Annotated in this window: 8 protein-coding genes; 7 read left to right on the top strand and 1 reads right to left on the bottom strand. The window is 50.4% G+C overall.

Going from position 1 to position 11,931, the window contains the following annotated elements; all coding sequences use genetic code 11:
* Nucleotides 1-650: 650 nt before the first annotated feature.
* Nucleotides 651-983, bottom strand: coding sequence for a hypothetical protein (locus O9H32_RS20315; RefSeq protein ID WP_269867962.1), 333 nt, complete (start codon nucleotides 981-983; stop codon nucleotides 651-653).
* A 216-nt stretch (nucleotides 984-1,199) separates the two neighbouring features.
* On the opposite strand from O9H32_RS20315, the gene O9H32_RS20320 reads away from it, so the two are divergent.
* The 7 genes from O9H32_RS20320 to O9H32_RS20350 all read left to right on the top strand — a co-directional run bounded on the left by O9H32_RS20320 (nucleotide 1,200) and on the right by O9H32_RS20350 (nucleotide 11,911).
* Nucleotides 1,200-1,730 (top strand): RNA polymerase sigma factor, encoded by a 531-nt coding sequence (locus tag O9H32_RS20320; protein WP_269867963.1) that lies wholly within the window; start codon nucleotides 1,200-1,202, stop codon nucleotides 1,728-1,730.
* 3 nt (nucleotides 1,731-1,733) lie between these two features.
* Complete coding sequence (locus O9H32_RS20325) at nucleotides 1,734-2,753, top strand: hypothetical protein (RefSeq protein WP_269867964.1); 1,020 nt, start codon at nucleotides 1,734-1,736, stop codon at nucleotides 2,751-2,753.
* Nucleotides 2,754-3,354: 601 nt separating this feature from the next.
* The gene (gene fabD, locus O9H32_RS20330; protein WP_269867965.1) at nucleotides 3,355-4,611 is read left to right on the top strand and encodes an ACP S-malonyltransferase; all 1,257 of its coding nucleotides are present in this window, start codon (nucleotides 3,355-3,357) and stop codon (nucleotides 4,609-4,611) included.
* Nucleotides 4,596-8,177 (top strand): thioester reductase domain-containing protein, encoded by a 3,582-nt coding sequence (locus O9H32_RS20335; RefSeq protein ID WP_269867966.1) that lies wholly within the window; start codon nucleotides 4,596-4,598, stop codon nucleotides 8,175-8,177. Before fabD ends, O9H32_RS20335 begins: the two co-directional genes overlap by 16 nt.
* 47 nt (nucleotides 8,178-8,224) lie before the next feature.
* On the top strand, nucleotides 8,225-9,568 hold the full coding sequence (locus tag O9H32_RS20340; RefSeq protein ID WP_269867967.1) for an FAD-binding oxidoreductase: 1,344 nt from the start codon (nucleotides 8,225-8,227) through the stop codon (nucleotides 9,566-9,568).
* A gap of 19 nt (nucleotides 9,569-9,587) precedes the next feature.
* Nucleotides 9,588-10,712, top strand: a complete 1,125-nt coding sequence (gene hppD / locus O9H32_RS20345) for a 4-hydroxyphenylpyruvate dioxygenase (protein ID WP_269867968.1) — start codon at nucleotides 9,588-9,590, stop codon at nucleotides 10,710-10,712.
* Nucleotides 10,709-11,911: an aminotransferase-like domain-containing protein gene (locus tag O9H32_RS20350; protein ID WP_269867969.1), complete on the top strand. Its 1,203-nt coding sequence runs from the start codon at nucleotides 10,709-10,711 to the stop codon at nucleotides 11,909-11,911. The genes hppD and O9H32_RS20350 overlap by 4 nt, the downstream gene beginning before the upstream one ends.
* The last annotated feature ends 20 nt before the right edge of the window (nucleotides 11,912-11,931 follow it).

Below are 11,931 nucleotides of genomic sequence, written 5' to 3' on the forward strand. Positions count from 1 at the left end.
AACGGGTACCGCTTGGTCGGCACGGTTGGCGCAATGCGGGGAACTAGAGGCGAGCTGCAGCAGGCGAGTGTACGAGCGAGTCTGTGGCTCTCTTATTAGCGGATAAATAAAATACACGAACCGGCAGGGTTCTCCCAACCGGTTCGTGTAATATCGAATCAATGATGTCTAAAGCTTATTGTTTAGTGGTACGCACGAATTTTCCAACATCCTTTTTGATGTATACCAAACCCAGGTGTAAATACTGCAGCCAGCGTGACATTTGCCACCTTTGACGTTCTTTTCATACCAACCTCCTACATGACGTTTTCTGCGCTAGCAGCACAGCCGTTCCCGTCACATAACTCCAGCCAACGTTAGTCATTTAGTACCTACCCAGACGGAACATTATTAAATGCTTATTGTACCTCATGCTATCGGCTCTAAGCCAGCAAAAGGCACTGGCCAAGATCCGGTACCGCCGCTGTGGGTTACCCGCAACGATACAAGGGGCTCTAGGGCAGCGAAAATCACGCCGTCCTAGAGCCCCTATGTTCCTGCACTTGCTTGACACCCTCCACGGAGCAAGCCGGGCGGATCCGGAGAAGCAGGGCTTTTTTGAGGGAGCATCTTTTTTCCAAATGGATAGCTAGATGTCTGCAAGCTACGGCTTACTCTGAAACCTTCTCGAATACGCCAAAGCTGACAACTAACTGCTTAGTCTCAGCGTTAAGCTGCTCTTCTCCGTTAGCAATTTCACTCGGCTTAAAGTTCCCAGGTTGAGCCGCCCGTTTGAAGACACCGTATTTATTATGTATCTCGGCAACGGAGGTCTTTCGATTCTCATAATCTTGAGGGGTCAATGGAACAATTTCACCACCGGATGATTGGTTAGCTGATGTATTTGAGCCATGGCTACTAACAAAACTATTTGCTGCCCAAAGACCAGAAACGGTGATAGCACTAGCGACACAAATAACGCCAATTTTCTTGAAATTCGTCATAAAGTACAACCCTCCTTGATGCGTACCTGTATACAACATTATGAAGAAATTTACAATATTAGTCAATATAACCTTTACCCCAAGCGGCGGGGCCAAGAGAACTGTCCCTGTCCGTGTCCTCCCTGAGGGAAATCTGGAAGGGTTTCATTTTTGTCTTTATTAAGGGAACCTTATCATTTCTGGTGCAGTCTAATTATACGGGGGGAGAGGTTGATTGTGGATGAAACAATAAAATATGTAAGCAAAATGGATTTAGCAGATTTTAGAGGGATCATGGAGTCATACGGCCAGGATATTTGGAACTACGCTTATTTCCTTACAGGAAAATCAGATGTAGCTGATGATATATCGCAAGAAACATTCATACGGGCATACAGATCTCTAAATACCTTTCGCGGTAATTCTTCATTAAAAACTTGGTTATTAAAAATTGCTCATAACCTAACCTATGACTATAGAAAGAAAAGTTTCTTTAAAAGGATTGTTTTAATGGAGGTTGTCAATAAGATTGGTACAAGCCCATCGGCAGAAAAAGAGTATTTTTCTGAGAAGACCGTCGATGATATATGGTCTATAGTTCAAACACTTCCGTTAAAATTAAGAGAAGTTTTATTATTAGACGTTGTACATTATATGAAACTCCAAGAGATTTCCGAGTTCCTAGATATCCCTCTAGGAACAGTAAAATCAAGATTACATAGAGCCAGGATCATTGTGGCAAAACAGTTAGAATTGGAGGACAGATGAGTAATGGAACAACGACCGGCTTGGTATAAGAGAATGGAAAAAGAACCGTTCTATAGAAAAACATTTACTTTGAAGAATATTCAGAATGTAGAAAGTGAACTTAGAAAAGGAAGATCCCTAAAGAAATCCCGTCGACTTTTAGGAAGTAGTGGGGTTTTAATAGCAGCTGCTGTGGCTGCGCTTTTCTTCTATTTCACTAACCCCAAATCAGAAGAGCAATTAACTTCTCTAGATACGGTTGCTTCTGTCATCGATACAACTAGTTCAAACGCAATTGTACATCAAAAAATAGAAGTTGAACATGTTAGCATATTTGACAAAATGCTCAACTCCATGGACTATTTTAAAACAGTACATGGGTCTTATATTGTAAAAGATATTCGTTCAAATGTTGAACATATTGTAGAATGTTGGATCGATGAAGGACAAACTCCCAGTTCTTATGTAAGTACGAAAGGTACCTCTCCTATGAGTAAATCCCTAATTGTTATAAATGATGGGGAATATCGAATGCAGATCGTTCCTGATAAGGATGGGCAGATTAGTTATAGTAAAGAGAAAATTAATTTCGAAAATATGAATAAAAGTGAGGCGCGATTTTATAAAGAGAACGGAAACGCTTATTGGGAAAAGAGAGGAGATTTAGCAGGGGCTGAACATGCCGAAATGATCTTCCCGCAAACCTTTGCATTTTGGATGGTTAATCCTATAAGCATGGAACCTGAATATCAAGAAACAGAACACATCAAAATGCTTGATAGAGATGTTACAGTTTTGGAAGGTAAACTAAGCTTAAACATAAAAGAAAAACAAGGAGCCTCGCATTTCAAATACTGGGTTGATACCGCTACAGGGGTAATGATGAAGATGATCCTATCTGATGAAAAAAACGCACCTGTCTATGAAATGAACATGGTTTCAATAACCTACGATAAAAATATAGAGCGTTCTACATTTTCTACAGAGCCCCAAAACTCTTGGAAAGAGTCAAAACAAATCGTAAGGAGTGCTCCAACCCCCTAAAAAACTAAACGCATTTTTCTGAGAATATTGTTGAATGAAATAACAGGAGGTGCCGTTTTAGCACAGCATGTTTTACACGATTCTTCAGGAAACGACTTCCTCTGAGGAGGGCAGCCCGCATTCCAACCGATAAAATATACCATTTCAATTTGAAAAGTAATGGGTGATCATGGACGGCTAAAGGGTAGATGGTCCATAGGATTTCACTAACCATGGTACAAAAAATAATTGGGGCAGACAGCGATTTATGCTGGTAAAAATACCAATTAGAAACCGAATAACTGGGGGATTCTCATAGGGCTATGGTTTTATGTAAGCCGAAAAAAATCATAGTAAATATTTACCTTGTACCCCTAAAAAAACCATGTTATCGTTTATTAGGCAGGCCGCCTTCATCCCAATCGCATAGTCCCAGCTTTAAAATCAGTAGAGCCTTTTTCGCCGCCCAGCAAGTGATTGGAAAAGAGGCTCATTTTTTTCGTTCTAAATGTCAGAATATTTTGTCTTTTTATGTCTAAAAAGGGACAGCAAGCTCTTAACTTTTTGGAGGGGGTGGTCTTCAACGTACTGCGCAATTAAAAAAATCTAGGAGGTCAAATGATTGATTGCTCTATTATTTCCCGGCCAAGGCTCCCAGTACATAGGGATGGGGAAAAGTCTGGCTGACACCTTTCCGATTGCCAGAAGAACGTTTGAAGAAGCGGATGACATCCTGAAGTTCGAGCTGTCCTCCTTGTGTTTTGAGGGCGAACGGCTGAAGCTGGCACAAACGGAATATACACAGCCTGCATTAGTGACAGCAGGTGTAGCCGCATATCGTGTCTATATGGACGAGATTGGCCTTAAGCCCGTGTTTGCTGCCGGGCACAGTCTTGGGGAGTTTACTGCCTTAGCCTGCAGCGGAGCGATATCCTTCGAGCATGCTCTGCAGATGGTACGGCAGCGCGGGCTGCTCATGCAGGGGGCTGATCCCGATGGCCAGGGCGTCATGCTGGCGGTTGGGCACGTGGATCTCAAGCATGCCCAGGAGATATGTATGCGGATTTCGTCAAAGGAAAAACCGGTTGTGATCGCTTGCCGCAACGCCCCCCGGCAGTTCGTGCTGTCCGGTCATCCAGAGGCGGTGCATCAGGCGGCGGAACAGCTCGGCAAGCATGCGGACGCCGTCATCACCCCCCTGAAGGTGAGTTCCGCTTTCCACAGCCCCCTGATGGAGCCAGCTGCCGGACAGTTCCAAGAGATCCTTTCCCAGTATGATTTGGGTCCGGGAGACTTCCCTGTGATCTCCAATGTGACGGCACTTCCGCATGATGGGGAGGATCGGGTGGAGCTCTTGACCCGGCAGCTGACGGAGCCCGTTCGCTGGCAGGAATCGATGGAGTATCTGCAGCTTCAGAATGTGAAGCTGGCCATTGAGCTTGGGCCGGGGCAGGTGCTGCAGAAATTGATGAAAACGAATGCAGAGAACATACGGACCGTGTCTTTGGGTGAGGCTGAGGATCTTCCAGAGATTCGAAGTGTGCTCAACCGAGAGAACACGCAGCCTTCTTTGATCGGAAAATGCCTGGCGATCGCCGTCGCGACCAAAAATCGCAATGAGGATCCAGGCGCTTATGCCAAAGGAGTCATTGAACCTTACCAGAAGGTGAAGAGCATCGTAAGGCAGCTGGATCAAACCAGGCAGGAGCCGACCCGGGAGCAGATGGTTACCGCCCTGTTGATGCTGCGTTCTGTATTCGAAACCAAAAGGGTACCGCTCATCGAGCAGCAAAAACGGCTGAAGCCCTTACTCCGTATGCCGCTCGCAGCTGAGTTAATGCTGTCGGAACAGGGGGACATCACATGGCCAAGCTTCTGAGCTTTGATAAAAAAAGCAAAACGGAATCGACCTCAGCTGTTATTAACGAAGTATCGACAAAGGAAATTGCCATCATCGGTATGGCGATGCACTATCCCAAAGCAGCAAATCAGCATGAGTTTTGGAGTAATTTGATTCATGAACTGGATTGTTCAGGAGAATTCCCGGAAAAGCGCAGAGAAAACATCGAGGCTTACCTGCGGTTTAAGGGCACTCTCACGGAACCGGTTACCTATTTTCGCGGGACTTATTTGGAGGAGATCGATGAATTCGATTATGCCTTTTTTGGGATCACCCCCAAAGAAGCTGATCTCATGGACCCGAACCAGAGATTGTTCCTGCAAACGGCCTGGAAAGCAATAGAGGACGCGGGGTACGGCGGTAAAAAGTGGGTCGGATCCAAAACCGGTGTGATTGTGAGCAGTGAGGGGGCCAAGCCGCTCAGCTACCAAACGATCATCCAGGAGGTGGAACCGGAGTCCACCTATCTCGCCTATCCGGGGAATTCCGGTCCCATGACCGCGAGCCGCATCTCTTATTTGTTGGATCTGCACGGACCGACGATGATGATTGACACGTCCTGTTCTTCTTCCCTGAGCGCGGTGAATGCGGCGGTTCAACTGCTGCGCAGCGGTCAGATGGACCAGGCGATCGTGGGCGCGATCAAGCTCAACCTGTTCCCGGTCGATACCGGATCTCGTGTGGGGATGGAATCCTCAGACGGGCGGACGCGAACCTTCTCGGATAACTCCGATGGCACCGCCATGGGCGAAGGATCTGCGGCCTTGATCCTGAAGCCGTTAAGCAAAGCGGTGAGGGATGAAGATCATATATACGCGGTGATCAAAGGGAGCGCTTCCAACAATGATGGACGCGCGATCAGCATCACGGCTCCCAACCCGATTACCCAGGAGGCCGTTATTGTCGATGCGTGGAGAGATGCCGGAATCGATCCGGAGCACCTCTCTTACATGGAAGCACATGGAACAGCAACCCAGCTCGGAGATCCCATTGAGATTTCGGGTATGACCAAAGCCTTTCAGCGCTACACGGATAAGAAGCAATTTTGTGCTGTGGGCTCCGTCAAATCCAACTATGCTCACACGTATAGTCTGGCCGGGATTACAGGAGTCATCAAGGCGGCGCTCAGCTTGCAGCATAAGCAGATTCCTGCCTCCCTACATTTTGATAAACCGAATCACAATATCTCGTTCGAAGAATCCCCTCTCTATATCAACGATCAGCTGACAGACTGGGAATCGGATGGCAGGCCCCGTCTGTGCGGCGTAAGCTCGTTTGGCATGAGCGGAACCAACTGCCACATCGTGCTGGAGGAGGCTCCGCCGAGGAAAGCGGCTCCGCCTGTACAGGAAGGCCCTCATGTGCTCGTCCTCTCAGCCAAAACAGAAACCGCACTGCGCCGGCTGCTCACGGAGTATGTGCGTGATCTCACCCGCCAACAGGGCGAACCGCCAAGTCTGAGAGATATCTGTTACACGGCGAGCACAGGCAGGGAGCATTATCCTCACCGCATAGCCATGGTTGCGGAGGATATGCGGGATCTTCATAGCAAGCTGCTCGGATTGGCCCGGGAAGGGTGGGAAGTACCACGGCAGAACGTGTATTACCAGCATGCAGGTCCATCATATGACAGCGAAGAAGCGGGGCTCCTTGTGGAACGGGTTCTTGATGCAGACGAAGGGCGAGTGAACCTGCTGAAGAAGCTGGCGGAACTGTATGTACGGGGGGCCGATCCCGATTGGGACAAGCTGTACAGCAGGGAAGCCGCACGCAAAGTGTCTCTCCCCACGTATCCATTCGACCGTATTCCCTGCTGGATCGATATTCCGGAAGCCTCCGCGGGAGGCGCCGTACATCCGGAGATGCTGCAGACCTTCCGGGAAATCGCTGCTTATCTGGAAGAACGGGTGAGCCTTGCGGGCGACGATGCAGCAGACCCAACAGAACCAACAGACCAGTCTAAGCTGGAGAAGTGGCTGGATGCATGCAGGAGGCTGCTGCCGGGCGAGTCTCAAGGATCTTCATCCACCGTCGAGCTGACGGGCAGGGCGGATGGCAGCTACACCCAAAAAGAGCGGGAAATCGCTGTGGTGTGGCAGAAGATCCTGGGCTCGAAGGTGGTGGACATTCATGAGGATTTCTTCGAGCGGGGTGGAGACTCCTTCACGGCCATTCAATTTGTATCAAAGCTCCACTCAGCCTATCAAGTGGCTCTGGGGGATATCTTCACGTACCGGACGGTCCATCTGCTGGCGAAGAACCTCCGGGAACAAGGGGATACCCCGGAAGCGAAGCTGGAGAGGCTGAAGAAGAGCGCACAAGCCCCTTCCGAGATATCAGCGGCGATGCAGCAGTATATTCAGGAAGAAACCGGAAAGTATGAGGCGCGCTGCAAGGAATTGGAGCACATCGACCTGCTTCAGAAGACGGAATATGCTCACATTCTCCTGACAGGCGCAACGGGTTACCTGGGTATTCATCTGCTGAGTGACCTGCTGAAAGAGACCAACAGTCATATTCATGTCCTCGTCAGAGGAAAGACGCAGAAAGAAGCCGAAGCGCGTCTCGCGGATAAATGGATCTATTATTTTGGATTTCAGGCTTTGGACCGGGCCAGGGTCACCATAGTCCGTGGAGATCTGGTGCAGGACCGATTCGGTTTGGCAGATGAAATATATGACGCGCTCGCTCAGACTGTGGACTGCATCATTCATTCTGCGGCGATCGTGAAGCACTTTGGGGATTACTCTGAGTTCGAAGAGTTAAATGTCCAGGGCACGAGACGAATCATCCGGTTCGCTCAGGAGCAAGCTCCCAAAGCGATCAACTTTATTTCGACTACCGCTGTCTCCAAAGGGAGAATACAGGATCGCGACTGTGTCGTATTTACGGAATACGATCATGATCTCGGTCAGGACATAGGCCATCCCTATGGGGAGAGCAAGCTGGAAGCGGAGAAGCTGGTTGTGGAAGCGAGAAGCCAGGGGCTGAACTGTCATATCTACAGGGTCGGCAATATTATGGGGCATTCCGTAACAGGCAGGTTCCAGGAGAACATGGAAGACAACGGACTGTATACCATAATCCGCTCGATGATCAAAATGGGCATGTTCCCAGGCAGCGCCCAAGGGGAGATCGACTTTACTTATATTGACTATGTCAGCCGCAGTATATGTCTGCTCTTTAACCGGCAGCACCTAAGTAATGAAACGTTTCATCTGATGAACCTGGATAAAACCAGCTTCCTTGAGTTGGGAGAGGCCGCGAGGGCATCCGGTTTGCCTGTGAGCGTGGCTCCTTATGAAGAGTTTATCGACTTTATGAGCGCGAACTACGGAGATGAACAGATGGGTCCCCATATTCATCATCTGCTGCTTCATTTTGGCTTCTTTGAGGAACGGCAGGAGGAGGAGCGGACCCACTCGGTCATGCTCTCAGGCAGGACGGAGTGGCTGCTGCAGCAGTTTGGACTGGTGTGGAGAAAGCCGGACCCGGAGCAGTTGAAAAAAATACTGGATCACTGTGTAGAGGTTCAGTTCATCTGACGGGACCGCAGCGGGAGGAGAATAGGGAAGCGTTGGCAGACCATCTAATGAATATCATCCGTGATCCTGAGCGGATTCGCACGGGGATGACGGAGCGTCAGCGGCATGGACAGGATCTGACTTCGTATCATGCGGAGTATCTTCCCGATATGGTTCTCTACCCGAAGGACAAGGAAGAGGTACGAGGGATTATCGCTTATGCCCACCGCGTAGGGTGTCCCATCGTGCCGTTTGGGCTGGGAACGAGTGTGGAAGGACAAGTGGTTCCCGTCCGGGGAGGCATCAGCTTGGATTTCTCCCTTATGAACCGGATCCTGGAGATCAGGGAAGAGGACTTTGCGGTTCGGGTGGAGCCAGGGGTGACACGGGTTCAGCTGAATCAGGAGCTGAAGAAGCATGGGCTCTTCTTCCCCATTGACCCTGGCGTGGATGCCACGCTCGGAGGGATGGCCGCCACCAATGCGAGCGGCTGCAGCGCAGTTCGTTATGGAATGACCAGAGATCAAATCCTGGGGATGGAAGCCGTCTTGGCGGATGGTTCTATCATTCAGACGGGCAGCCTGGCCAGGAAATCATCAGCAGGCTATAACTTAACCCACCTGCTGGCCGGATCCGAAGGAACGCTCGCCGTATTTACGGAGCTGACCCTGCGCGTATACGGGCTGCCCGAGTCCTTTCTTTATGCAAAAGCCGTTTTTCCCGACCTGCAAAAAGCCTGTAAGGCAGCGAACCGGATGCTGTACCGTTCGATTGAGCCCAGTAAGCTTGAATTGGTGGATGAATATACGATACAGGCGATCAACGCTTACAAGCAGACGAACTATGAGGTAAAACCAACCTTGTTCGTGGAGTTAAGCGGATGGAAGAGCACGGTGACGGCAGAATGGGAACGAGTGGAAGAAATCCTTCAGTCGGAGGGCGCGGAGGCGTGGAGCCATACGTTGGATGAGGCGTTCGGCGATCAATTATGGGATGCCCGGCGGCATGCGGCTCTGGCCATTGCGGCTTCGGCACCGGGGAAGAGATTGATGACCACCGATGTATGTGTTCCCCTGTCCATTTTGCCGGAGGCAGTTATGGTTGCCAGAGAGGCCATGCGGGCGGAAGGCCTGCAGGGGGCTATTCTTGGGCATATTGGCGATGGGAATTATCATGCGGTGTTTCCGATCGATCCCTCCCATCCCGAAGAAGCGGCGAAGGCAGGGCAAATAAATGAGCGGATTGTCCGCTTTGCGCTGGAGCATGGGGGAACCTGCAGCGGAGAACACGGCGTCGGTCTTGGCAAAAGAAAGTACCTGAGTGAAGAACACGGAGATGCCCTGCTGTGGATGAAAAAAATGAAAGATGTATTTGATCCGCAGCAGATTTTAAATCCGGGAAAAATCTTTTAACCAGTGGAGGATGAGCAGGATGAGCAATGCCAAGATGGAGTTAAAAGCAGAGCAGTTTGTCAGCGATGTATTCCCGATCGAGGATATCGATTATGTAGAGATTTTTGTGAGCAATGCCAGGCAGGCGTGCTTCTATTACAGCAAGCTGTTCGGTTTTCGGATCGCGGCCTATAAAGGGCTGGAAACGGGTTACCGCGATGCTTGCTCTTATCTGCTGCAGCAGGGCGAGATTCATATCGTCCTCACCTCGGCCTACGAGCCGGAGCATGAGATCGCCGAGTTTGTCCATCTGCATGGGGATGGAGTCAAGGATATTGCCTTCCGTGTCAAAGGGATCGAGAAGCTTTATCAGACGGCCATCGAAAATGGCGGTATTCCCCTTCAACCGCCGCAGACGGTGGAAGATGAGCACGGGAAATTGAAAACAGCCCGGATTGGCGCTTATGGGGAAATGGTTCATACGTTAGTGGAACGTACGGAATATAAGGGATTGTTTTTGCCGGGCTTCAAGGAAGTAAATGAAAGCGTTTCGGCTTATGACACCTGCTTAACCCGCTTCGACCATCTGGCCATTAATGTCGAATCGATGGACGAATGGGCCCAGTACTACGCGAGCGTATTTGGCTTTCACCTGTTAAATTCATTCGATAAGGATGATATTAGCTCGGAATCTTCTTCCCTGATGACCAAGGCGATGCAAAATGACACGGAACGGGTGAAGTTCCCGATCGTTGAGCCTGCTCCAGGCAAAAAGAAATCGCAGGTCCGTGAGTTTCTGGATTATAACCGGGGAGAGGGAGTAGGGCATATCGCGCTGGAAACCGACGATATCATCAAGTCTGTAGAGAATCTGGAGAAGAACGGGCTGAAGTTTCTCTACACGCCCGATGCTTATTATACGCTGCTGCCTGGCCGTGTTGGCGAGATTGAGGAGCCTGTCGACAGGCTGAATCAGCTCAACATCCTGGTTGACCGGGACGAGGAAGGATACCTGCTGCAGATTTTCGCCCATCCGATGGAAGACCGCCCTACGCTCTTCTTCGAAGTGATTCAACGCAAAGGGTCCAAGGGCTTCGGAAACGGGAATATTAGGGCTTTATTTGAAGCGATAGAACGCGAGCAGTTGAAGAGAGGGAACCTATGAGAGCGGGAGAGACGGGGGCGGCCCACCGCTTGGCAGCCTGGACGCAGCTTACAAAGCGTTCCGCACTGCAGGATATGCTCGAGCTGACGAGCGGTCCTGAATATATTTCCTTTGGGCTGGGGCTGCCGAATGCGGAGTGTTTCCCGCTAGAGCAGCTGGCGGTCTCGGCATCGGAGGTGCTGCTGGGGCAGTCGAACCCTCTGCAGTATGCTCCTCCGGTGGAGGAGCTGAAGCAGCAAATTCAGCTCCTGATGAGACAGCGCGGCGTGGAGTGCCGTACTTCACAAATCTTTCTTACTGCGGGGGCGCAGCAGGGAATCGGCCTACTGGCACGTCTCCTGCTCGAGCCCGGCCGGGCCGTGTTGACCGAAGAAGTGACCTATACGGGCTTTTTGCAGGTGCTGGAGCCTTATCAACCGCGGATGCTGACTGTGCCCACCGATCCGGTGTCAGGGATTGACGTGGAGCAGGTCGAGAGAGTGCTGCAGAGCGAAGAGCGTCCGGCCTGTATGTATGTGATTCCGAGCGGCCACAACCCCCTCAGCTATACACTCAGCAGAGAGAAGCGGCAGAGGCTGGCTGAGCTGGCAGCCCAATACGAAGTACCGCTGATCGAGGATGATCCCTATGGGTTCCTCGCCTATGAAGATGCGGGCATCCCGGCGATCAAGTCCTTTGAATCCGAGTGGGTGTTTTATATCGGGTCCTTTTCCAAGATTCTTGCCCCCGGTTTGAGACTGGGATGGATTATTGCGAGCGAGGAGATCATGGAGAAGCTGTCTATTGTCAAGGAAGCGGCAGATATTAATACCGGCACGCTGACGCAGCGGATCGCCGCCAATTTTCTGCAGAAGGACGCGTTCTTGAGCCACCTGATGCATTTGCGTCAAGAGTACACTTCACGGAGAGACTGCATGCTGGAGCATTTGACGGAAGAGCTCGGCGGGGTTGGAGAGTGGACCCTTCCTTCGAGCGGGATGTTTATCTGGATGCGGCTTCCCGCAACCATCAACGCGATGGAGCTATTCAGAGAATCGGTCACAACGGAGAAGGTTACCTTTTTTCCAGGTACGGTTTTTGCGGTGAACCAGAGCCCGGCGGCGTCTTCATCGATCCGTCTGAATTTCTCCTTTAACAACCAGGACAAGATTGAAGAGGGAATCGCGAGGTTATCCCGGTTGGTGAAGAGACATGTGTAGCCGCTTGTGGAGGCAATCCA

Origin of the sequence: Paenibacillus caseinilyticus, from assembly GCF_027533645.1 — a bacterium.
In the GTDB taxonomy this organism is placed as follows: domain Bacteria; phylum Bacillota; class Bacilli; order Paenibacillales; family NBRC-103111; genus Paenibacillus_G; species Paenibacillus_G caseinilyticus.

Excerpts from the sequence above, each read along its gene's own strand:
- O9H32_RS20315 (WP_269867962.1), bottom strand. The coding sequence starts at position 983 with ATGACGAATTTCAAGAAAATTGGCGTTATTTGTGTCGCTAGTGCTATC.
- O9H32_RS20325 (WP_269867964.1), top strand. The coding sequence starts at position 1,734 with ATGGAACAACGACCGGCTTGGTATAAGAGAATGGAAAAAGAACCGTTC.
- O9H32_RS20335 (WP_269867966.1), top strand. The coding sequence starts at position 4,596 with ATGGCCAAGCTTCTGAGCTTTGATAAAAAAAGCAAAACGGAATCGACC.
- O9H32_RS20340 (WP_269867967.1), top strand. The coding sequence starts at position 8,225 with ATGAATATCATCCGTGATCCTGAGCGGATTCGCACGGGGATGACGGAG.
- hppD (WP_269867968.1), top strand. The coding sequence starts at position 9,588 with ATGAGCAATGCCAAGATGGAGTTAAAAGCAGAGCAGTTTGTCAGCGAT.
- O9H32_RS20350 (WP_269867969.1), top strand. The coding sequence starts at position 10,709 with ATGAGAGCGGGAGAGACGGGGGCGGCCCACCGCTTGGCAGCCTGGACG.